Source organism: Paenarthrobacter sp. PPS72, assembly GCF_048537125.1.
Taxonomy (GTDB): Bacteria; Actinomycetota; Actinomycetes; order Actinomycetales; family Micrococcaceae; genus Arthrobacter; species Arthrobacter nitroguajacolicus_E.
Map to the genome: position 1 here is coordinate 103,512 of NZ_JBLYIE010000049.1, position 21,569 is coordinate 125,080.

The following is a 21,569-nucleotide window of genomic DNA, read 5'->3' on the forward strand; positions in this document are numbered from 1 at the left end:
TGCACGGGATGGTTCGTTGTTATCAACGGTAACCCGCGCCCGAATAATTCCCGTTCGGCTGCGAAGGCGGGTTACGCCACATGCCTGCGCTGGTGTGTTCTGCGGGGAGAGGGCAGACTGTTGCCATGTGTGGACGTTATGTGATGGCCCGTGCGGTGGGAGACCTGCTCGCTGATTTCGACGCTGAGCTTGAGAACGAGATTGCCCTTGAGAAATCGTGGAATGTGGCTCCTACGGATGCCGTTCCCATTGTCTTGGAGAGGCTGGTTGACGACGACGTGAAACGGCAGCTGCACGTAGCGAAGTGGGGGCTGGTGCCGTCGTGGGCTAAGGATCCCAAGGGTGGTGCCCGGCTTATCAACGCCCGGAGCGAAACGTTGTTGGAGAAGCCGTCCTTCAAGAAAGCTGCCGTTGCCAGGCGTTGCGCGGTTCCGGCGGATGGCTACTACGAGTGGAAGAAGGGCGAGGGCAGGAACAAGCAACCATATTATGTGCATCCTGCAGATGGCCAAGGTCTGGTCTTTGCGGGCTTGTACGAGTGGTGGCGGGACCAGTCAGCTTCCCCGGATGATCCGGGCCGCTGGTTGTTGTCGATGTCCATCCTGACCGCTGACACGCCAACGGTTGATGAGGCGCGAACCCGGCGCAGTGCCTCTGTGTTTGACGAACTGACTGCCCTCCATGACCGCGTTCCGTTGCCCATGAGCACTGAGACGATGGAAGCGTGGTTGGATCCGCGCGGGAAAGATGCCCAGGGGTTGGTGGACCTGGTCCGGTCCAAGGCGCACGACGCCGCCGCAGCTTGGACGCTGGACGCCGTGGGATCCGCCGTCGGAAATGTCCGGAACAACTCACCGGAACTTATTGAACCGGTGGAAGGCCTCTTCTAGGACTCAGAGGGCTTCGTTGACCGGTACGCCGGATTGGAACTCCCGGCCGTCGGCTTCGCTGAAGCCTGTCATGACGTGGCCTTTGCTCAGTCCGTGGATGGCGGACATAGGAAAGTTTCCCGTGATGACGTTGCCGGAATGCTCCACGCCTTTGATGTCATAGTTTTCCTCGGCGCTGAGGGAGTGGTTGAAGGAATAGAACGAGATCGCCTCCCCGTTCATGAACTCGATGCCGAGCCTTCGCTGTGAGGAATAGTCCTCGCTGGCAGCAACAAGGCCCACGACGTAAGCGCCGGAGCCCGGTATGTTGCCATCGATTTCGAAGCGTGCCACGAGCTTGTCGTCTTCAGCGGAGATGTTGACCTGCTTCAGGAGTGCGTCATTGGTGCTCATGCCACAATCCTGCTCTGTGGACCGGCTGCCGTCCACCCCCTCGGTGTCATCCTTCCAAGAGACGACGAACGTTCCGCGCCACCGTAGCGGTGTCCATGTCCTGCCCTTTACGGGCGGTCAGCAGGTGCATGGCCAAGCCGTCGCTGTAGTCGGATACCGCTTCGGCCCGGGCCCTTGCTTCCGATAGGCCCATGGCTTCAAGCAGTTGCGTCAAAGCCGATACCAGCCGCTCGTGCCCGGCAGCCACAACGTCGGGCTGGTCCAGGGCGAAGGCGAAACGGGCGCGGGTCAGTTCAGCGTTCTCATGCGCGAGTCCCATGACGGCTCCGGCAATTTGCTCCGCCAAGCCGGCCACCGACGTCGGGATCTCTTTTCCACCCTGCTGAAGCAGGAGCCGGTCCCGTTCTTCAACACGGTCGACGGCGGCCCGCGTCAGGGTTGCGCGATTGCGGAAATAGTTCGAGGTAGTTCCGACGGCGACACCCGCCTGGGCGTCGACGGCCCGGTGTGTGAGACCCTTGAGGCCCCTGGCAGCGACAACTGCGAGCGCTGCGTCGGCAAGTTCTGTTCGGCGGTCCGGCATGGCGAAAGTCTAGCTTCAACCCCTATCGGCACTACAAATGTAGTAGTACAGTGTGGGCATGGAAAAAGTGAACATCATCGGTGGAGGAATCGCCGGGCTGGGGATTCTCGGGGCCGTGCGGAACCGTGGGGCCATCATCAAAGCCGGCGCACTTCGACGCCCTTCAGGAGAACCCCTGCTGTCCATGGAAGGTGAAGGGCTGTTAGGAGTATCCCGCCCCGAATTACTGAGACTTCTTGACACCGCGGTGCATGCCTCCGTGCGCCGGGTAGTGGGCAGGGTGGATCCCCTCCCGGACGCAGGCGCGTTGACCGTGGGTGCCGATGGGGTCAACAGTGTTGTCCGGCGGGACTACTGGGGCAAGCGAAGTGCGGCAAAGCCCACGCCCTTCCTTGCGGTCCGTGGAGTAGTTCCCGGAACCCCGGCCCCACCAGAGGTTGGAGAATACTGGGGGCGCGGTGAAATATTCGGGTTGGCTCCGGCCGTGGGTGGAAGTAACTGGTACGCCTCCTTCCGCTCAGAATGGGGACCGGACAGGGTGGACGTCGCGGAGGCGCTCGAAGTCAGCCGGAGCCGCTACGCCAACTATTCGCCCGCTGTGCAAAATGTGCTCGCCCTGGCACATCCGGAAACGTCCCTTGCGCAACGCATCTGGACCACCCCGCCCCTGGCCACATACTCACGGGGGAACGTAGTGCTGGTGGGGGATGCCGCGCACGCAATGACTCCAAACCTGGGCCGCGGTGCCTGTGAAGCGCTCATCGATGCCATGACCTTGGGGAGCCTGCTGAACGAGCACCCCATGGACAAAGCGCTCGCTGCCTATAACAAGAAGAGGGTCATGCGGACGCAGTTGCTCCGGCTGGCTTCCTCCACCATGGGGAGTGTGGCCCTGGCAAGGGGAGCACAGCCACTGCGCGACGCCTTGTTCAAGCAGGCGGGTAAGCGGGTAGCGCGAACCCGGGAAAGGGCAGGAACTTCGAAGTAGGTTTTGGGGGAGCGTCGGCGTAAACTGAGATTATTCGAACATACTTTCGAATATTGATCCCGGCGTAAAGAGGTGTGGAGATGGGGCTGTTCAGTGAATCTGTCGGAGTACTCTGCACCAACACGGGCCAGCCGCTGGAAGTCCAATGGAAAGGCGCCCAATACACAGTCACCAACGAACCTGTTCGATGGTACGAACGACGCCAATGGTGGCTGGAAGAGAGCCGCGCACCCCTGGGAAGCGGGGCTGGTCTGGTCGACCACGAAATCTGGCGTGTAGAACTCCTCCCTGCCCCAGCTGACGCAGAAACCAACCGCCCCATCACCCTTGACCTCGTCCGACACGTGGGCAGCGGACGCTGGAGACTCCTGCGCATCCATGACGCCGCCCCGGCACGCGCAGTAGAACCCGAAGAATCAGCGTAAACCTTGAGCTTTACCCACCTGCACGTCTCCACAGCCTTCAGCGCACACTACGGCGTCTCCTGGCCCGATGAGCTAGCCCAAACAGCAGCAGCAGACGGAGCCACAGCGCTCGCCTGCACAGACCGTGACGGCCTGTACGGGACCATCAAACACCTCAAAGCATGCATGGCCGCAGGCATCGACCCCATCGTTGGGGTAGACCTGGCCGTATTCGACGACGACGGCGACCACCGCACCCAAGTTGCGGGCCGCGTCGTCGTACTCGCCCACGGAAACAACAACGGCGCCGGATACAGGGCACTATGCCGCCTCATATCCGACGCCCATGCACGCACCTCAGGGAAAGCCGGAGGAGCAGTCCCCGCTGCGGTCACACGCGGCGAACTCGCCTCAAGGACCCTTGACCCCAAAACCCTCAAACCAGTCCTTACCGTACTGATAGGACCCGACTCGGACGTCGGCCAAGCCATGGGAGGCCGCAAATACCTAAGGCCCAGGACGCTCTTCAAACAATGGATCGATGCCATGCCCCCCGGCACCATGGTCGCTGAAGTCGTCTCCCACCTCAGCGCCCCCGGAGAACCCCTCAGCACAGCCCACGCCGTACGCATGCTCAAGCTCGCACTCGAATACAACATCCCCGCCATCCTCAGCAACGCCGTCCGGTACTGCGCCCAGGACGGAGCCGCCACCGCAGACGTCCTCGACTCCGCACGCACCCTCAAATCCCTCCCGGAACTCTCAACTGCACCCCTGCTCCCACCAGCAGGCCACCTCCAACCAACAGGGCAGGGCTGGCTGAAGACACCACAGCAAATGCTCCAACTCGGCAAAGAAATCATGAACGCAGCAAACATGGGGAAAGCCGACCTCACCAAGCTCCTGGCAAACACTGAAGCGCTCACCGACAAATGCCGGATCGATCCTGCCCTCGACATGGGATGGAAAAAGCCGGTAGTTCCCGAGGCCTCCATTATTGGGATCGAGGCAGATCCCCTCCTTGAACTCACCCAACGCTGCGAAGCAGGAATCAACAGACGGTTCCCTGGGATCAGTGGAGAGGCAGAAAAACAGTTGCGCTCGCGGTTGGATCACGAGCTCGGAATCATTGGCAGGCTTGGGTTTGCCTCGTACTTCCTCACCGTGGCCGAGGTTTCAAAGATGATCCTCGATATGGGAGTCAGGGTAGCTGCGAGGGGATCCGGCGCCTCGAGCCTGGTCAATTATCTGATCGATATCAGTCAAGTGGACCCCATCCGCCATGACCTCATTTTCGAGCGCTTTCTCTCAGGCCGGCGTTCCACGCTTCCTGACATCGATATTGATGTGGAAAGTGCTGAGAGGCACAACGTCTACCGAAAGATCTTTGACCGCTTCGGAGCAGAACGCGTCACCCTGATGAGCATGCAAAACGGCTACAGGGCGCGTGGTGCAGTGCGGGATGCCGGTATGGCCTTGGGGATGCCGGACGAAGAAGTGGGTGAAATTGCCAAGCAACTGTGGAGATTCTCTGCACGCAAATTCCGGGAAGCTTTGGTGGAGAAGCCCGAGCTTCGCGACTTTGCCGGGCGGGTGGAACGGGGAGCCATGGAGGAAAACCAACAGTTGGACCTGTTGGTGGACCTTACCGAAAGACTGGATCGGCTTCCCCGCCACATCTCCATGCATCCTTGTGGCGTGATCCTGGGAGATGCAACGCTCCTGGACCGAACTCCCGTTCAGCCCAGCGGCCTGGGTCTGCCCATGAGTCAGTTCGACAAACACGACATGGACCCCATGGGAATGCTCAAACTGGATGTGCTGGGAGTGCGCATGCAGAGTGCCATGGCCTTTGCGGTCAGGGAAGTGATTCGCTTGCATCCTTCCAAAGCCGAAGTCGTGGCGGCAGGGAAGCACCCAGTGAAGCCCGGTGGGGATGGTCCCGACTTCATTTCCCCTGAGGGCAGGATTGACCTCAACGCCGTGCCTTTCGACGACGAGCCCACTTATGAGCTGATTCGCAGCACCCATACACTTGGTTGCTTCCAGATCGAATCACCGGGACAGCGTGAGCTCATTGGAAAGATGGCCCCCCGGGAATTCAACGACCTCATCATTGATATCTCCCTTTTCAGGCCTGGCCCCATGAAATCCGATATGGTGCGGCCCTTCCTGGAACATCGGCATGGCTTTGCTCCTGAGATTTATCCCCATCAGGACCTCAAGCCCGTATTGGAAGAAACCCACGGGGTCACGGTGTTCCATGAACAGATCCTGAAGACCTTCCACGTCATGACCAACTGCGGCTTGGACAGGGCTGATGAGTTCCGCAGAGCCCTGGGAGACGAAGTGCATGAGCCAGGGGTGGAGAAGTACTTCCGCAGGGAAGCCATCAAGAAATACTCTCCCGAAGTGGTGGACAAGGTCTGGGGAACCCTGAAAGCCTTCGGCAGTTTTGGTTTTTGCAAAGCCCACGGTGCTGCCTTTGCCGTGCCCACTTATCAGTCGGCCTGGCTTAAGGCCCATCATCCCGAGGCCTTCCTGGCCGGACTGTGGGAACACGATCCCGGGATGTATCCCAAACGCCTGCTGGTAGCTGAAGCCCGCCGGCTCGGCATTCCCATCCTGCCTTTGGATATCAACAGGAGCCACGCTGAATACCGGGTGGAGAAAATCCGGCAAGGTCCGGACCAGGGCAAACTTGGCATCCGTTTGAGCCTCACGGGTATCTATGGTCTTTCTGGCGCGGAACTGAAGCGGATCGTGGCCGGGCAACCTTACGATTCTTTGGCGGACCTGCGGGCCCGGGCGAGGGTGAGCAAGCCGAACATCAAGAGATTGGCCCAACTTGGCGCCTTTGATGCGTTGCATAAAGACTCCGGCGGAAAGGCGAACCGGGCCGATCTGGTGCACCATTTGCAGGCGCTCCAAAGCAGCCCTTCAAAGAAGGGTGCGGATGTCATTGAAGGACAACTGGCCTTTGCCCTGGGAGATGTTGAATTGAGGAACCTGGCTCCGGAACTTCCCGAGCCATCCATGGTGGACAACGTCAGGGCCGAACTTGACCTCATGGCAGTGGACGTCAGCGAACATTTGATGGAAAGCCATAGGCCACTATTGGACAAACTGGGTGTCACCACGGCCGATAAACTCCTGGGCTTGCGCAACGGGACCGAAGTACTGGTGGCAGGGGTCCGCATCGCCACCCAGACCCCGCCTATGAGAGGGGGGCGCCGCGTTGTCTTTATCAGCATCGATGACGGCACCGGTTGCGTGGACTCGGTCTTCTTTCATGAAGCCCAGGAAGAATCAGGTCAACTGCTGTTTGGTACCCGCCTGCTGCTGATACGTGGAACCACCAGAAGGACCGGTCCCAAGGGAATCAGCATTAGCGCCAGCAAGGCCTGGGACCTCAGTCGGCCCGAAGCATTGCCTTATGCCGAACTCCTGCCTGCCGAAGTGGGACTACCGGATGAATACACCCACCACGGTCCGCTCCACGGCATCTCCAGGAACCTTGCCATCACTGGCCTGGGAAGCTGATACCCCGGCAGAATCCTGCCTCGATCAGCAGAATCCGGCCACGGCGCGCTGCTTTGGCCGCCTTCGCCGAAGCGGATACGATTGACGGTGGCTGGCTGTGGTCCCCGTACGCCACAAGCTATGAAGCCTTAACTATGAATAGGAGACACCCGTGTCAGATGCCCAACAGATCACCCTCATCGTCGATGGCGAAGAGACCAAGGTGACGGAAGGGACTACCGGCGCGGAACTCTTCTTCGAGCGCCGCGACGTCGTTGTAGCCCGTGTCAATGGTGTGCTGAAGGACCTTGACCAGGTTCTCACCGAGGGTGCAGACGTCGAGGGCGTCACCACCGATTCCCCTGATGGGCTTAACGTTCTCCGCCATTCCACAGCCCACGTGATGGCCCAGGCTGTCCAGCAGCTGCGCCCCGACGCCAAGCTTGGCATCGGCCCTTACATCACCGACGGCTTCTACTTCGACTTCGACGTCGCTGAGCCGTTCACCCCGGAAGACCTCCGGACCCTGGAAAAGATGATGCAAAAAATCATCAACCAAAACCAGAAGTTTGTTCGCCGTGTGGTTACAGAAGAAGAAGCCCGCGAAGCAATGGCCAACGAGCCCTACAAGCTGGAGCTGCTGGGGAAGAAGAATGACGCCACGGACGCTGCAGAAGGCGTCAACGTTGAGGTCGGTGCGGGCGACATCACGATCTACGACAATGTGGATCGCAAGAGTGGCGAGAGTGTCTGGTGCGATCTCTGCCGCGGTCCCCACCTGCAAAACACCAAAATCATCTCCAACGCCTTCGCGTTGACCCGTTCATCCGCTGCCTACTGGCTCGGCAACCAGAACAACCAGCAGCTGCAGCGCATTTACGGCACCGCGTGGCCCACCAAGGAAGCCCTGAAGGCTTACCAGGAACGGATTGCCGAAGCTGAGCGACGGGATCACCGCAAGCTCGGCGTGGAACTTGACCTCTTCTCCTTCCCCGATGAGCTGGGCTCCGGCCTCCCTGTGTTCCACCCCAAGGGCGGCATCATCCGCAAGGCAATGGAGGATTACTCCCGGCAGCGCCACGTGGACGCCGGCTACGAGTTCGTGTACACCCCGCACATCACCAAGGGCCACCTTTACGAGGTTTCCGGCCACCTTGATTGGTACAAGGACGGCATGTTCCCGGCGATGCAGGTGGACGCCGAATTCAACGAAGACGGCACGGTGCGCAAGCCGGCGCAGGATTACTACCTGAAGCCGATGAACTGCCCCATGCACAACCTGATTTTCCGCTCCCGCGGCCGGTCCTACCGCGAACTTCCGCTGCGCCTTTTCGAATTCGGCTCCGTGTACCGCTACGAGAAGTCCGGTGTTGTGCACGGGCTGACCCGAGTCCGGGGCATGACACAAGACGACGCCCACATCTACTGCACCCGGGAGCAGATGAAGGACGAGCTCACCACCACGCTGAACTTCGTCCTGGGCCTGCTCAAGGATTACGGCTTGGATGACTTCTACCTGGAGCTCTCCACCAAGAACGAAGAAAAGTTCGTGGGTGACGATGCCGCCTGGGAGGAAGCCACACGCACTCTTTCCGAGGTCGCGGCGGCCTCCGGCCTGGAATTGGTACCCGACCCGGGTGGAGCAGCATTCTACGGGCCGAAGATCTCTGTCCAGGCAAAGGATGCCCTCGGCAGGACCTGGCAGATGTCCACCATACAGCTGGACTTCAACCTGCCCGAGCGTTTCGAGCTTGAGTACCAGGCTGCCGATGGCACGCGCCAACGACCCGTCATGATCCACCGTGCCCTGTTTGGTTCCGTGGAGCGCTTTATGGGTGTACTCACCGAGCACTACGCCGGGGCATTCCCGGCCTGGCTGGCTCCTGTCCAGGTGGTGGGAATCCCTGTAGCCGAAACCTTCAACGACTACATGTTCGACGTCGTTGGCCAACTCAAGGCTGCAGGAATCCGGGCCGAGGTGGATATCTCCTCAGACCGGTTCCCCAAGAAGATCCGGACAGCCAGCAAGGACAAGATCCCCTTCGTGCTGATTGCCGGTGGTGAGGACGCAGAAGCCGGTGCGGTGTCGTTCCGTTTCCGGGACGGCAGCCAGGACAACGGAGTTCCCGTGTCCGAGGCGGTCCGCCGGATCGTTGACGCTGTCAAGAACCGCGAGAGCTGACGGAACGGACACATAGACGGTGCAGGAGAACACAGGCGCGGCAGCTGACCTTCCGGGCGACGCCGGCGTTACCGATGACTTCGGATTGGCGGGCGTACCGGACGCGTTTCAGCGCCTGTGGACTCCGCACCGTATGGCCTACATCAAGGGCGGGCAGGATCAATTCAAGAACAAGGACGACTGCCCTTTCTGTGTAGGACCCACGCGTTCAGATGAGGAATCCCTCATCGTCCACAGGGGGAAGACCTGCTATGTGGTCCTGAACCTGTTCCCTTACAACCCAGGGCATTTGCTGATCTGCCCCTACCGCCACGTTCCCGACTACACGGACATCACAGTGGAGGAAACGGCGGAGTTCGCCGAACTTACCCAGACGGCAATGCGTGTGCTGCGGAAAGTTTCGAATCCGAGCGGCTTCAACCTGGGCATGAACCAAGGAGTGACAGGCGGCGCAGGCATTGCTGCCCATCTCCATCAGCACGTTGTTCCACGCTGGGGCGGGGATGGAAACTTCTTCCCGATCATCGCCCAGACCAAGGCCATCACGCAGACCCTTGATGAGGTCCGCAAGCTTGTAGCCGAAGCCTGGCCGGGGGAGTCGAATGCTCAATAGGCATGCGCGCGGCTTTTTTACTTCACTGTTTACTCCTCTAGCGCGTTGGCTCCTGAGGATCGGCGTGTCTCCTGACGCCGTGACCATTGCAGGAACCGCCGGCGTGATACTGGGCGGACTGGTCCTCTACCCGTTGGGCTTCCTGTGGTGGGGTTCGGTTGTAGTTGCCTTCTTCGCATTCTCGGATGTCGTGGACGGAATCATGGCGAGGCTGCAGGGGCGCAGCGGTGGCTGGGGTAATTTCCTGGACTCCACCTTGGACAGGCTCGCCGACGGTGCGATCTTCGCGGGCCTGACCATATGGTTTTTCACCGGAGGGGAGGACCCTGCGATAGGCGCTGCAGCCGTCGTCTGCCTTGTTCTTGGAATGGTTGTTTCCTATGCCCGGGCCAAAGCCGAGTCCTTGGGCTACCAGGCGAGTGTGGGCATCGCCGAACGCGCAGAGCGTTTGGCTTCCGTACTTCTCATCGCCGGGCTCACGGGATTGGGTTTACCGCCGGTTGTACTGTTCGGGACGCTGATCCTCCTTGCGCTGGCCAGCGTGTTGACGATCGTTCAGCGGATGTCCGCCGTACGCCGGCAAGCGATGGCCGAAGCCGATGGAACGGCTGCAGCCTAGGCGGCCAGCAGCTAAGGACTGTCAGTGGAACTGGCAACCGACCAAAGTGGCTCCTGCGCAGTTGTGCACCTGTCCTACCACAGCCCGCTTTGTTGCCCTTCGAGGCAGTAATGAATGTACTGCCACCTTGCAAGGTGCGACTACTATTACTAGTACTTGGTCACCTTGACCTGAAACCCGGTGTGCGCTGATTGCGGTCGTGTGGCTGTGCGCGCCTCCGGCAAGAAGGTCGTTTATCTACCCATAGGGGTTTTTGTGTCTACACCAGATGTAAGCAACGAAGCCGGTTCGTCCGCGAACAGCGTCACGGGCAGCAGCCGCGTTAAGCGGGGCATGGCGGAGATGCTCAAGGGCGGCGTCATCATGGACGTCGTTAACGTCGAGCAGGCCCGCATCGCCGAGGATGCCGGTGCCGTGGCTGTCATGGCGCTCGAGCGCGTCCCGGCCGATATCCGCGCCCAGGGCGGCGTGTCCCGCATGTCGGACCCGGACATGATCGATGCGATCATCGCCGCTGTGTCCATCCCGGTCATGGCCAAGGCCCGCATCGGCCACTTCGTCGAAGCCCAGGTCCTGCAGTCCCTCGGCGTTGACTACATCGACGAGTCCGAGGTCCTGACCCCGGCCGACTACATCAACCACATCGACAAGTGGAACTTCACCGTTCCCTTCGTTTGTGGTGCCACCAACCTTGGTGAGGCCTTGCGCCGCATCAACGAGGGCGCGGCGATGATCCGGTCCAAGGGCGAGGCCGGCACCGGCGATGTTTCCAACGCCACCGGCCACATGCGCAAGATCCGCTCCGAGATCGCCAAACTCGCAGCCCTTCCCGAGGACGAGTTGTACGTTGCGGCCAAGGAATTGCAGGCCCCGTACGAACTGGTCAAGGAAGTTGCCGCTACCGGCAAGCTCCCCGTGGTGCTGTTCACCGCCGGTGGCATCGCCACCCCGGCTGACGCTGCGATGATGATGCAGCTCGGCGCCGATGGTGTGTTCGTTGGTTCGGGCATCTTCAAGTCCGGCAACCCGGCAGAGCGTGCCGCCGCCGTCGTGAAGGCCACCACGTTCCACGACGACCCCGATGTTATTGCCAAGGTCTCCCGCGGACTCGGTGAAGCCATGGTGGGCATCAACGTCGACGACATCCCGCAGCCGCACCGCCTCGCAGAGCGCGGCTGGTAAGAGCTAACCGTTCGACGGCGGCCGGTCACCTTCCGAGGTGGCCGGCCGCGGTCGTATCTAGTCCAGTCCGCGGCGCTTCAGGAGGGGTTCCAGCGTGGCGTCCCGGCCGCGGAAGGAGCGGAAGGATTCCAAGGGGTCCCGGCTGTTGCCCCGTGAGAGCAGCTCTGACCGGAATCGCTCTCCGTTCGAACGGGTCAGACCACCGTTTTCCTTGAACCACTCCACGGTGTCGGCGTCCAGCACCTCGCTCCAAATATAGGAGTAGTAACCCGCTGCGTAGCCCGCGCCGGCAAAGATGTGCTGGAAGTAGCCTGTGCGGTACCGCGGTGGGATCAGCGGGTGCGCGACGCCGGCGTCTGCAAGGGCTTTGGCTTCGAAGGCAAGGACGTCGTCCGGGACGTCCGCCCCGGACAGCAGATGCCACGCCATATCGAGGAGCGCCGCCCCGAGATACTCAGTAGTGGCGAATCCTTCTCCCCACAACAATGACTCATTGAGTTTGTCCACGGTGTCCTGGGGGAGGGCTTCCCCGGTGGAGTAATGGCGCGCGTAGTTGGCCAGTACCTCCGGCCACATGATCCACATTTCGTTGACCTGGGACGGGTACTCCACAAAGTCGCGAGGTACGGACGTTCCTGAGAACCTCGGATAGGTGACCTCGGAAAAGAGGCCGTGCAATGCATGGCCGAATTCATGGAAAACCGTGCGTACTTCATCCAGGGACAACAGTGTCGGCTCCCCGGGGGCCGGCTTGGTGATGTTGAGGTTGTTGATCACCACGGAACGGGTTCCCAGCAAGCTGGACTGTTCCACCAAGGAATTCATCCAGGCGCCTCCGCGCTTTGATTCCCGGGTGTAGTAGTCGCCCAGGAAGAGCCCGAGGCCGCTGCCGTCTTCGTTTCGGACTTCCCATACGCGGACGTCGGGGTGATAGCCCTCCAGGTCTGCGCGCTCATGGAAAGTGACCCCGTACAACTGCGTTGCCGCGTGGAAGACCCCTTTGTTGAGTACGGTTTCAAGGCTGAAGTAGGGACGAAGTGACTGCTCGTCCACGTCGAACTTTTCCTTTCGGACCCTGGCAGAGTAATACGCCCAATCCCACGGCTCGAGTATGTGTCCGGCGGACTCCGCCAAGGCTTCTGCCTCTGACCGGGCGTTACGTACTGCGGCCGGTGCGAGTCGGCCCAGCATCGCCAGTACCTCGCTTGAACCGGGCGCAGTCTGTTGGTCAACCACCATTTCAGCGAAGTTGGCAAACCCCAGGAGGGCCGCTTTCTCGGCACGAAGCCCTGCAGCAGCCTTCACCAAGTCACGGACATCAAGGCTGCCGCCGTCGGTCCCGCGGGCCAAAGACGCTTCATACAGACGACGCCGGATGGTCCGATTCTCCAGGAACGCCAATGCAGGCTGGTTGCTGGGTTGGATCAAGGACAGCAGGTACTTGCCGTCATGCCCTGCAAGTTTGGCCCCTTCAGCGGCGCCTGTGACAGCTTCCTCGGGCAGCCCGGCCAGGTGGTCGGCGTCGTCAATAAGCAGGGCGGCGGACTTCATGGCTTCCTTGACGCGTTGGCCAAACGCGGTGCCCACTCGGGACAGCTCTGCGTTGATCTCACGCAAGCGGGATTGGCCGGCATCATCGAGCTGAATTCCCGATTGCCGGAATTCCTTGAGGTATTCCTGCACCAGCCGGGACGATTCCGCGTCGAGGCCCTTGGCGTCGATGGCGGCGAATCGTTCGTAGAGTGCGCGGTTCATGAACACTGCATCCTGGTGTGCCGAGAACTTGGGTGACAGCTCTGTCTCCAGCGCTTTGATGGCGTCTGAAGCATCCGCGGAAACCAGTGTGAAGAATGCCGCCGCTGCCCTAGTGAGGAGACGTCCGGACCGTTCCATGGCCACGGCTGTGTTTTCCAAGGTGGCTGGCTCAGGGTTGGCCGCGATGCGGGAAACTTCCTGAAGCTGCGAACTTAGCCCTGCCTCGACGGCCTCGGCATAGTGCTCTGCTGATATGCAGGCGAAGGGTGGAAGCCCATAGGGCAGGGGGCTGGGACTCAAGAGGGGATTGGTCATGAAGTGACTCTTTCACGTAGGGATCGTGTCCTCAAGAGCGGCACGCCAGGTTCCGCAGGGCTACGGCCGTAGTATGACAGTCATGGGCAAAAGCAGATTTTCCGGGGGATGGTTCCCGCCTCGCAAAGTGGCACTCCTGCTTGGCGCGGCGGTTCTGGCGTTATCTGCAAACGCTTGTGGTGTCATTGCCGAAAACGATGACGCGAACAGCAGCAGCACCGCTTCTGCCCCGGCGATCCAGACCCCGAGCCCAACGCGTACTCCCGCGCCGAATCCGACACCAGGGAAGGGGCCGGCATGCCCTGAGCTGCGCTGCACCTCCATCACGGTGACGGGTGACATGCTGGTTCATGCCCAGCTCTGGCAACAAGCGCGAGCTGATGCTGCGGCAGCGGGCCAGCCAGGCTATACGTTCGTGCCGCTTCTGGAAGGGCAGCGTCGCTACATCCGTAACAGCGACCTCGCCATCTGCCACCAGGAAACGCCTGTTGCCGCACCGGACGGGCCGTTCTCTGCTTATCCGTCCTTCAATGTGCCGCCGCAAATCATCACGGCAGCCAAAGATGTGGGATACCAGGCCTGTACAACGGCGAGTAACCACACTATTGATCGCGGGACCGAAGGATTGCTCCGGACACTGGATGCGTTGGATGCTGCAGGCCTGAAGCATACCGGTTCCTACCGGACGGAGGCGGAGTCCAAAGAGATTCTCATGCTCCAAACGGATGCCGCCAAGGTGGCCGTCATCGCTGGAACGTACGGCCATAACGGGCAAATCCCGGAATACCCGTGGCTGGTTGACGAGTTGGATCCAGCGGCGATGATTGCCAAGGCGACGCAAGCGAAAGCCCTTGGAGCTGACATCGTCCTGGGTGTCATGCACGCCGGCGACGAGTACGCCAGCGAAGCCAATGCCCAGCAGCAGGAAGTCGCGCACGCTTTGGTGGACAGCGGTCAGTTCACCATGATCTACGGGCACCACACCCATTCCGTGCTCCCGATCGAAAACTACAAAGGAACGTGGATCGTCTACGGCCTGGGCAACGGTGTCACGGAATTGTCCCCGTGGTACGTCGTGAACAATGAAGGGCTGCTCGTCAGGGCACAGTTCAGCCAGAACGCTGCAGGTGTTTGGACAGCTTCGGATCTTGCCTGGGCGCCGTCAGTCATCGTTCGTGATCCTTATCGCTGGTGCTCTGTGGCCAGCGATGCGCCACAGGGAGTCTGCGCAACCCCTGCCGCCGATGCTGAGACCCATCAACGAACCCAAGCGGTGGTTGAGTCGATGGGGGCAGCAACTGCAGGCGCGCACGAACTGCTGATTACCAAGGAAAAGTAGCGCCTACCTCGGGCGGCGGGCGGCGTGTTCGCGCGCGAGGCGGGCGTAACCGTCGTCGGGAGTCCCGGGCACGAACGTACCGAATTTGCGTTCGGCCGCTGTCCGGATCAGGAAATCCGCAATGGCAGGGTTCTTCGGCAACAATGAACCGTGCAGGTAGCTCGCTACTACGTTGTTGTAGCGGGCGCCCTCGTGCCCGTCCTTGCTGTTGTTGCCAGCGCCTTTGGTGACGGTCCCGAGGGGTTCGACGCCGGAACCCAAGGTGGTCTGCCCGCTGTGGTTCTCGTAACCCAGGATGTCGCCGAACTCGGCAGACTTCATGGTGACGTTGCCGATGAGCCGCTCGTCGCTTCCATGGGTTTCGACGTCAAGGATGCCGATGCCGGGGATGACGGGCCCGGTGCTGGTCTTGAAGAACTTCCCGAAAAGCTGGTAGAGGCCGCAAATGACCAGCATGGGTGCGCCTTCATCAGCGAGCTGCTTCAACTGAACGCCGCGTGACTGGAGGTCGTCCTGGATGACCAGCTGGCCGCTGTCCTGCCCGCCTCCACCCACGATGATGTCCACGTCGTCCGGGAATTCGTCACCTACGTTGTACTCGAGCAACTCCGGGGTGTAGCCGTGCCACTTGATGCGCTGCTTGAGGACCAGGGCGTTGCCCCAGTCGCCGTAGATGTTCATTTCCCGCGGGTAGAGCTGGAGGACTCGGAGTGTTCCCTTGCTGGGCATGTTGTCCGGCGTGGGCTGGTTGTCTGTCGTGGGCTGGGTTTCCGAGGTCATGAGACCACCTCAACTATGGTGATTTTGGCCAGTTCACGGCGAATGGCGAGCATGGAGGTGTAAGTGCAGAAGACACGCTTGGGCTTGCCTCGAGAGCCGTCTATGAAAGTCCGCAGTGCGGCGGTGATGTCCGGTTCCACGATTCCGAAGGGAACGTCGTCGTACTGGAGGCGGAGCGCCATGTCGTAGGCGCGGACACCGGTGAGGACCTCCACGCCGTCTTCCCGCAAGGAATCGAACTCGACATCCCAGAGCCAGGACATGTCCCTGCCATCGGCATAGTTGTCATTGATGGCAATCATGGTGGCGTATCCACCGGCAGGAAAGGACTTGAGGCCGAGCCGGAAACCGCTGGGGTTCTTGACGAGCACCAGCTCCAAGGGCTGCCCGTCCACCGTGAGGCTTTCACCGCGGCCGAACGCGGGAGCAACTTCTCCCAAGGCCTTCACGAGCTTGGGGGTGTCAACCGGGCCGGTTCCCAGAATGGCCCGCGCCAACGACAAAGCTGCCGCAGCATTGAAGATGTTGTAGACACCACGCAGTTTCATCGAGGTGGTGACCGTCTCGCCGTCGAACTCAAAGTCAGCGTCCCGGGCACCTACGCGACGCAGGACGACGTCGGCGGCCGGCAGATCTACATCGTCACCGGTTTCTGCAGCTACAGAGGTGCCTGACGGGGATGGACCGATGCCCGTGGTGCGCATTTCGTCATCGTTGGGAAAAGTGCTCCGCAACGATTCGTCCAGTCCGAAGTACCTGATCCCGGGGTGGTGGAGGGCATCGAGGGTATTGAGGGCGGCGGCAATCCGTGCCACACGGGGGTCTTCCCGGTTGAGGACCACGGTGTCCGTCGTCTTGGAGGCGATGTGCTCCAGCAAGCGGGCGGTCTTGTCGATTTCGCCGAAGCGGTCCAATTGGTCGCGCAGGACATTCAAGAGGAGGCTGAAGCGGGGCTCCACCTTATTCACGAAGTGAACGGCGTGGGCTTCGTCGAGTTCCAGGATCGCGATGTCCGCGTTGAGGCGTCCACGCCAGTCCACATCGCCCAGGAGCGATGCGGCTACACCCCGGGTGAAGTTGCTTCCGCTGCGGTTGGTAAAGACCTTCAAACCTTGGCTTTCAAGGAGTTCCACCACCATCTTGGTGGTGGTGGTTTTACCGTTGGTGCCGCTCACCACTGCGACGCCGAGGGGGAGCGAGTCCAGCGTTCGCTGCATGAAGCCGGGATCGATTTTCTCGACTACCAGGCCGGGAAAAGCTGAGCCTCCGCCCCGAAGCCGGGACAGTGTGCGGACCAGCTTGCCGAGGGGAACGCTGAAGGAAAGCATGCTCTGTAATATATCCCAGATAGGGCATGGAACCCCGACTGCCATGAGTGGCTGATGGGGCGCGGCAGCGTCGGCAACGCTTCCGGCCACTATGATGGTCGAATGACCAACCCCCTTTCCGACGCTTCGTCACGCGTGGGTTCAGGACTCCGGATCGGCGTGCTGGCTCTTCAGGGCGACTTCCGCGAGCATATCCACGCTGTTGAGTCCGCCGGCGCCACCGGCGTCGGTATTCGTCGTCCCTCAGAGCTCGACGACATCGACGGCCTGATTATCCCTGGCGGCGAATCCACCACCATAGACAAACTCTCCCGGATCTTCGAAGTCAGGGACCCCCTTCAAAAGCGCATAGCCGACGGCCTTCCCGTCTACGGTTCCTGCGCCGGCATGATTCTGTTGGCCAATGAAATTGCAGACCCGGCCACAGACCTGGAGGGCAAGCCGCAGCAGACCTTTGGTGGGCTGGATATCACGGTCCGCCGAAACGCTTTCGGACGGCAACGCGAGTCGTTCGAAACTGACCTCGATTTCAAAGGCCTGGATTTCAGCGCAGGGGAATCCGGTGTAGATCCGGTTCATGCGGTCTTCATCCGCGGGCCCTGGGTGGAGCGAGTAGGTCCGGGTGTGGAAGTCCTTGCCCAGGTTGACCCCGACCACGCCAGCCACACGGCTACTTTGCACGGAGTGGCTAGAATTGTTGCAGTGCGTTCCGGCCAACTGCTGGCCACCTCCTTCCATCCGGAAGTGACGGGAGAGAAACGCGTGCATGAACTCTTTATTCGAATGATCAGAGGAGAAGCGTAAAGCATGTCAGGCCACTCCAAATGGGCGACCACCAAGCACAAGAAAGCCATCATTGACGGCAGGCGTGCAAAGTCGTTCGCGAAACTGATCAAGAACATCGAAGTTGCTGCCCGCATGGGCGGTCCGGACCTGGCGGGCAACCCGGGCCTTGAACTTGCCGTCACGAAGGCCAAGAAGACCTCGGTACCCAACGACAACATCGACCGCGCCATCAAGCGTGGGGCTGGCCTCACCGGTGAGGTGGTGGACTACACCGAGATCATGTACGAGGCTCGGGGGCCCCAGGGCTCGGCCCTGTTGATTGAATGTCTCACCGACAACAAGAACCGCGCGGCTTCCGAGGTGCGCCTGGCCATTTCCCGTAATGGCGGCACCATCGCCGATCCCGGTTCCGTGAGCTACCTCTTCGCCCGCAAGGGTGTTGTTGTCCTCCCGAAGAACGGCCTCAGCGAAGATGACATCCTCATGGCGGTCCTCGATGCCGGAGCCGAGGAAGTCAAGGACAGCGGTGAGAACTGGGAGATCCACTCCGAGCCCTCCGACCTCCAGGCCATCCGCGATGCCCTGAAAGAAGCGGGCATCGACTACGAAACCGACGAAGCCGAATTCGTACCGTCCATGCAGGTGGACCTTGACGTTGACGGCGCCAAGAAGCTCATGAAGCTCGTGGATGCCTTGGAAGACCTGGACGACGTCCAGAACGTCTACAGCAATGCGGACCTCAGCGAGGAAGTTCAGGCGGCCCTCGACGCCGAATAGGCGGCCGGGGCGCAACGCATAACCTTGACAGCCAGCAGGTTTGACAGCCAAGCAGGTTCTACAGCATTCAGGAAGGCCCGGACTTGACTCTTCGCGTATTGGGAGTCGATCCGGGCCTCACCCGTTGCGGCATCGGCGTGGTGGACATCGAGCGGAACCGTCGTGCCACCATGGTGGCAGTCGGAGTGGTCGGTACCTCCGCTGAGCTCACCCTGGATAAGCGCTTGCTGGTCATTGCCCACGCCATTGACGAATGGCTGGACCTGCACAAGCCGGACGTCGTCGCCGTCGAACGGGTGTTCTCGCAGATGAATGTGAGCACGGTGATGGGTGTAGCCCAGGCCTCGGGCGTTGTCATAGCGGCAGCAGCACGCCGTGGCATCCCCGTCGCGTTGCATACCCCTTCCGAGGTAAAAGCCGCTGTCACCGGCAGCGGCACCGCCAACAAGGATGCCGTCACCAAACTGGTGACCAAGATACTGCGCCTGGATGCTCCACCCAAGCCCGCTGATGCGGCAGACGCCCTCGCCTTGGCCCTCACCCATGCGTGGCGCGCAGGCAGCGGCATGGGCTCAGCCAGTGGTGCAGATGGAAAAGCCGGACTCACTCCGGCGCAGAAAGCGTGGGCCGACGCCGAAGCCAAAGCGCGGCGCAAACGGTGACTGGCTGCCGCCCTTGCTAGGCTATTCGTAGATATGTTCGGATAGTCCGCTTTAGCCGCTGTTTACACGGCATCGGAGCAGGCAGTATTTCAGGAGCCGGGTCTTGATCAGTTTTCTCCGTGGAACCGTAGCCCACGTTGGTTTGTCCACCGCTGTCATCGACCTCAACGGTGCGGGCATGAGCGTCTTTGCCACACCCCAGACCTTGAGCCACCTCACAACAGGAACTGAAGCCAAGCTCTTCACGTCCATGATCGTCCGCGAAGACTCACTGACGTTGTTCGGATTCGCCGACGACGACGAACGCGAGGTTTTCGACGTGCTGCTCAGCGTTAGCGGAGTGGGCCCGCGCTTGGCCTTGGCGGTCCTTGCCGTGCACGAACCGGAGGCCATCCGGGTGGCGGCACACACCGGTGACAGTAAGGCGTTCACCAAGGTGCCGGGCATCGGCCCCAAGGTAGCTGGCCGTATTGTCCTCGAACTGGCCGGGAAGTTGGTCCCGCATGGAACCGGTACCGGTACTGCTCCCGCCGCAGCACCGAACGCCGAATGGAAACCGCAGGTAGTCGCAGCGATGACCAGCCTGGGGTGGTCCGAGAAGGACGCCAACGGCAGCATCGACAAAGCCATGGCCGATTCGCCGGAACTCCTCGACGCCGGAAACGTGGCCCAGATACTCCGCGCTACGCTGCGGTGGCTCGGCCAGGACGGGGCACGCGCAGGCAACCGTGTAGGCAGCCGTGGCTGAGCAGTCTCTCGTCAGCGGGGGAGAGGAACCGGAAGAGCGGGTCATTGAGGCCGCCCTCCGCCCCAAGAACCTGCACGATTTTGTGGGACAGCATCGCGTCCGCAAGCAGCTTGCCCTGGTGCTTGAGGCTTCGAAGATGCGTGGTCGCAGCGCTGATCACGTGCTGATGTCAGGGCCTCCGGGACTCGGCAAGACCACCCTTGCCATGATCATTGCTGCTGAAATGAACGCGCCCCTGCGTATCAGCAGCGGCCCGGCCATCCAGCACGCCGGGGATCTCGCAGCCATCCTTTCCTCGCTCTCAGAGGGCGAGGTCCTGTTCCTTGACGAAATCCACCGCATGTCCAGGCCCGCAGAAGAAATGCTGTACATGGCCATGGAGGATTTCCGTGTAGACATCGTGGTGGGCAAGGGGGCGGGTGCAACTGCAATACCACTGGAGCTCCCTCCTTTCACTTTGGTAGGTGCCACCACCCGCGCAGGCCTTCTTCCGGGTCCTTTGAGGGACCGGTTCGGTTTCACCGGCCATCTTGAGTTCTATTCGGTGGCCGAGCTCGAACTTGTCCTCCGCCGTTCGGCCGGGCTTCTGGACCTGAAGGTGAACTCTGCAGGATTCACGGAGATTGCCGGCAGGTCCCGGGGAACACCGCGTATAGCCAATCGACTCCTGCGCCGTGTCCGTGACTGGGCGTTGGTGCATGGCATCGAGCAAATCGATGCCCGATCGGCTTCCGCAGCCTTGGATATGTATGAAGTGGATGAACGGGGCCTGGACAGGCTGGACCGGTCCGTTCTTGAAGCACTCATCACCAAGTTCAACGGTGGCCCGGTGGGTCTGTCCACCCTGGCCATTGCCGTGGGTGAAGAACCCGAAACAGTGGAGACCGTTGCCGAGCCGTTCCTGGTGCGTGAGGGACTCTTGGGGCGTACGCCGCGGGGCCGGATCGCGATGGCGTCCGCTTGGACTCATCTTGGCTATGCCGTACCGGCCGGTGTCTTCGGCCAAGAGACGCTTGCCCTGTTCGGTGAGGACGAAAACCACGCCGAAAGCATAGATACGGTCGGTTAACACGCTCCGTTCAGCTTTTCCCACTAGACTGGTATGACGCTCGGCACGTTCGAGTCCTTGATCCATGCCCGCTATGCGGATCTGCCAGGGACGTTGCCGTGAACCAAAACGTAAGTACAGAACGGAACTTCCCTGTGGATCCAATGACCATATTGCTGTTCGTCATGCTTGGACTCTTTGTCTTCATGATGTTCCGCCGCAACAAGAAGACCCAGCAGCAGCAGGCTGAAATGCAGTCCAAGTTCGCTCCGGGCGTCGACGTCATGACCAGCTTCGGTCTCTTTGGCCGCATCGTGTCCATCGACGAAGCTGAGAACAAGGTCGTCATCGAACTTTCCCCGGGTAACCAGGCCACGGTTCACCGTCAGGCAGTCACCAAGGTGGTCGAAACCACCCCCGAGGAAGCACCGGTAGTTCCGGACGACGCTTCTTCCCTGACCGCCGCGGAGACTGAAGCTCCTGCCGCCGTCGAGACACCGGAAGAAACCATCGCGCGCCTCAACAAAGAGGACAAGAAGGACAACTAGCACCGTCAGTCGCGGCGACACCGCGCAAGGCAACTTCTACGGCAGCGGAGAGCCGCCGGCAGACGCTTACCAGCGTCGGCCGGCGGCTGTCCGGCGATAACAGGAAG

20 protein-coding genes are annotated in these 21,569 nt (G+C 60.9%); 15 read left to right on the plus strand and 5 right to left on the minus strand.

Features of this window, described 5'->3' with window-relative positions:
• The first annotated feature begins 143 nt into the window (after window positions 1-143).
• Window positions 144-890 (plus strand): SOS response-associated peptidase, encoded by a 747-nt coding sequence (locus ACLRGI_RS18140; RefSeq protein ID WP_419202974.1) that lies wholly within the window; start codon window positions 144-146, stop codon window positions 888-890.
• 3 nt (window positions 891-893) lie between these two features.
• Here ACLRGI_RS18140 and ACLRGI_RS18145 read toward each other — a convergent pair whose 3' ends face one another.
• Together ACLRGI_RS18145 and ACLRGI_RS18150 are read right to left on the minus strand one after the other, a co-directional pair.
• A complete protein-coding gene (locus tag ACLRGI_RS18145; protein ID WP_419202939.1) occupies window positions 894-1,283 on the minus strand; it encodes a hypothetical protein in 390 nt (129 codons plus the stop codon).
• A gap of 46 nt (window positions 1,284-1,329) precedes the next feature.
• The gene (locus tag ACLRGI_RS18150) at window positions 1,330-1,866 is read right to left on the minus strand and encodes a TetR/AcrR family transcriptional regulator (RefSeq protein ID WP_419202940.1); all 537 of its coding nucleotides are present in this window, start codon (window positions 1,864-1,866) and stop codon (window positions 1,330-1,332) included.
• A gap of 58 nt (window positions 1,867-1,924) precedes the next feature.
• Between ACLRGI_RS18150 and ACLRGI_RS18155 the strand changes: the two genes are divergently transcribed.
• From ACLRGI_RS18155 to pdxS, 7 genes are all read left to right on the plus strand, one after another.
• Window positions 1,925-2,854: an FAD-dependent monooxygenase gene (locus ACLRGI_RS18155; protein WP_419202941.1), complete on the plus strand. Its 930-nt coding sequence runs from the start codon at window positions 1,925-1,927 to the stop codon at window positions 2,852-2,854.
• A gap of 80 nt (window positions 2,855-2,934) precedes the next feature.
• Window positions 2,935-3,279 (plus strand): DUF6504 family protein, encoded by a 345-nt coding sequence (locus tag ACLRGI_RS18160; protein WP_419202942.1) that lies wholly within the window; start codon window positions 2,935-2,937, stop codon window positions 3,277-3,279.
• 3 nt (window positions 3,280-3,282) lie between these two features.
• Window positions 3,283-6,801 (plus strand): DNA polymerase III subunit alpha, encoded by a 3,519-nt coding sequence (locus ACLRGI_RS18165; RefSeq protein ID WP_419202943.1) that lies wholly within the window; start codon window positions 3,283-3,285, stop codon window positions 6,799-6,801.
• Between the two features lie 151 nt (window positions 6,802-6,952).
• The gene (thrS, locus tag ACLRGI_RS18170) at window positions 6,953-8,962 is read left to right on the plus strand and encodes a threonine--tRNA ligase (RefSeq protein ID WP_419202944.1); all 2,010 of its coding nucleotides are present in this window, start codon (window positions 6,953-6,955) and stop codon (window positions 8,960-8,962) included.
• Window positions 8,963-8,981: 19 nt separating this feature from the next.
• Complete coding sequence (locus ACLRGI_RS18175) at window positions 8,982-9,575, plus strand: HIT family protein (RefSeq protein WP_419202945.1); 594 nt, start codon at window positions 8,982-8,984, stop codon at window positions 9,573-9,575.
• Window positions 9,565-10,194 (plus strand): phosphatidylinositol phosphate synthase, encoded by a 630-nt coding sequence (gene pgsA, locus ACLRGI_RS18180; protein WP_419202946.1) that lies wholly within the window; start codon window positions 9,565-9,567, stop codon window positions 10,192-10,194. Before ACLRGI_RS18175 ends, pgsA begins: the two co-directional genes overlap by 11 nt.
• A gap of 255 nt (window positions 10,195-10,449) precedes the next feature.
• Window positions 10,450-11,376, plus strand: a complete 927-nt coding sequence (gene pdxS / locus ACLRGI_RS18185) for a pyridoxal 5'-phosphate synthase lyase subunit PdxS (RefSeq protein WP_017197521.1) — start codon at window positions 10,450-10,452, stop codon at window positions 11,374-11,376.
• Window positions 11,377-11,433: 57 nt separating this feature from the next.
• Here pdxS and ACLRGI_RS18190 read toward each other — a convergent pair whose 3' ends face one another.
• Entirely contained in the window at window positions 11,434-13,446 is a 2,013-nt protein-coding gene (locus ACLRGI_RS18190; RefSeq protein ID WP_419202947.1) for a M3 family metallopeptidase, read from the minus strand.
• A 73-nt stretch (window positions 13,447-13,519) separates the two neighbouring features.
• Here ACLRGI_RS18190 and ACLRGI_RS18195 point away from each other — a divergent pair, with 73 nt between their 5' ends.
• Entirely contained in the window at window positions 13,520-14,785 is a 1,266-nt protein-coding gene (locus ACLRGI_RS18195; protein ID WP_419202948.1) for a CapA family protein, read from the plus strand.
• 3 nt (window positions 14,786-14,788) lie between these two features.
• Here the strand turns inward: ACLRGI_RS18195 and ACLRGI_RS18200 are convergent, their stop codons facing one another.
• Entirely contained in the window at window positions 14,789-15,565 is a 777-nt protein-coding gene (locus ACLRGI_RS18200; protein WP_419202949.1) for a type 1 glutamine amidotransferase, read from the minus strand.
• Window positions 15,562-16,893: a Mur ligase family protein gene (locus ACLRGI_RS18205; protein WP_419202950.1), complete on the minus strand. Its 1,332-nt coding sequence runs from the start codon at window positions 16,891-16,893 to the stop codon at window positions 15,562-15,564. The genes ACLRGI_RS18200 and ACLRGI_RS18205 overlap by 4 nt, the downstream gene beginning before the upstream one ends.
• Before the next feature lie 102 nt (window positions 16,894-16,995).
• On the opposite strand from ACLRGI_RS18205, the gene pdxT reads away from it, so the two are divergent.
• The 6 genes from pdxT to yajC all read left to right on the plus strand — a co-directional run bounded on the left by pdxT (window position 16,996) and on the right by yajC (window position 21,462).
• On the plus strand, window positions 16,996-17,697 hold the full coding sequence (pdxT, locus tag ACLRGI_RS18210; RefSeq protein WP_419202951.1) for a pyridoxal 5'-phosphate synthase glutaminase subunit PdxT: 702 nt from the start codon (window positions 16,996-16,998) through the stop codon (window positions 17,695-17,697).
• Between the two features lie 3 nt (window positions 17,698-17,700).
• Window positions 17,701-18,456 carry a YebC/PmpR family DNA-binding transcriptional regulator gene (locus ACLRGI_RS18215; RefSeq protein ID WP_419202952.1) on the plus strand — a complete coding sequence of 252 codons (756 nt, stop codon included), beginning with the start codon at window positions 17,701-17,703 and terminating at the stop codon, window positions 18,454-18,456.
• An 83-nt stretch (window positions 18,457-18,539) separates the two neighbouring features.
• The gene (ruvC, locus tag ACLRGI_RS18220) at window positions 18,540-19,118 is read left to right on the plus strand and encodes a crossover junction endodeoxyribonuclease RuvC (RefSeq protein ID WP_419202953.1); all 579 of its coding nucleotides are present in this window, start codon (window positions 18,540-18,542) and stop codon (window positions 19,116-19,118) included.
• Between the two features lie 103 nt (window positions 19,119-19,221).
• On the plus strand, window positions 19,222-19,866 hold the full coding sequence (gene ruvA / locus ACLRGI_RS18225) for a Holliday junction branch migration protein RuvA (protein WP_419202954.1): 645 nt from the start codon (window positions 19,222-19,224) through the stop codon (window positions 19,864-19,866).
• Window positions 19,859-20,935, plus strand: coding sequence for a Holliday junction branch migration DNA helicase RuvB (gene ruvB / locus ACLRGI_RS18230; RefSeq protein ID WP_402933048.1), 1,077 nt, complete (start codon window positions 19,859-19,861; stop codon window positions 20,933-20,935). The genes ruvA and ruvB overlap by 8 nt, the downstream gene beginning before the upstream one ends.
• Before the next feature lie 143 nt (window positions 20,936-21,078).
• Complete coding sequence (yajC, locus tag ACLRGI_RS18235) at window positions 21,079-21,462, plus strand: preprotein translocase subunit YajC (RefSeq protein ID WP_026005306.1); 384 nt, start codon at window positions 21,079-21,081, stop codon at window positions 21,460-21,462.
• Window positions 21,463-21,569: the final 107 nt, after the last annotated feature.

Coding starts and splice junctions, on each gene's coding strand:
- ACLRGI_RS18140 (WP_419202974.1), top strand. CDS start 144: ATGGCCCGTGCGGTGGGAGACCTGCTCGCTGATTTCGACGCTGAGCTT.
- ACLRGI_RS18145 (WP_419202939.1), bottom strand. CDS start 1,283: ATGAGCACCAATGACGCACTCCTGAAGCAGGTCAACATCTCCGCTGAA.
- ACLRGI_RS18150 (WP_419202940.1), bottom strand. CDS start 1,866: ATGCCGGACCGCCGAACAGAACTTGCCGACGCAGCGCTCGCAGTTGTC.
- ACLRGI_RS18155 (WP_419202941.1), top strand. CDS start 1,925: ATGGAAAAAGTGAACATCATCGGTGGAGGAATCGCCGGGCTGGGGATT.
- ACLRGI_RS18160 (WP_419202942.1), top strand. CDS start 2,935: ATGGGGCTGTTCAGTGAATCTGTCGGAGTACTCTGCACCAACACGGGC.
- pgsA (WP_419202946.1), top strand. CDS start 9,565: ATGCTCAATAGGCATGCGCGCGGCTTTTTTACTTCACTGTTTACTCCT.
- ACLRGI_RS18190 (WP_419202947.1), bottom strand. CDS start 13,446: ATGACCAATCCCCTCTTGAGTCCCAGCCCCCTGCCCTATGGGCTTCCA.
- ACLRGI_RS18195 (WP_419202948.1), top strand. CDS start 13,520: ATGACAGTCATGGGCAAAAGCAGATTTTCCGGGGGATGGTTCCCGCCT.
- ACLRGI_RS18200 (WP_419202949.1), bottom strand. CDS start 15,565: ATGACCTCGGAAACCCAGCCCACGACAGACAACCAGCCCACGCCGGAC.
- ACLRGI_RS18205 (WP_419202950.1), bottom strand. CDS start 16,893: ATGCTTTCCTTCAGCGTTCCCCTCGGCAAGCTGGTCCGCACACTGTCC.
- pdxT (WP_419202951.1), top strand. CDS start 16,996: ATGACCAACCCCCTTTCCGACGCTTCGTCACGCGTGGGTTCAGGACTC.
- ACLRGI_RS18215 (WP_419202952.1), top strand. CDS start 17,701: ATGTCAGGCCACTCCAAATGGGCGACCACCAAGCACAAGAAAGCCATC.
- yajC (WP_026005306.1), top strand. CDS start 21,079: ATGACCATATTGCTGTTCGTCATGCTTGGACTCTTTGTCTTCATGATG.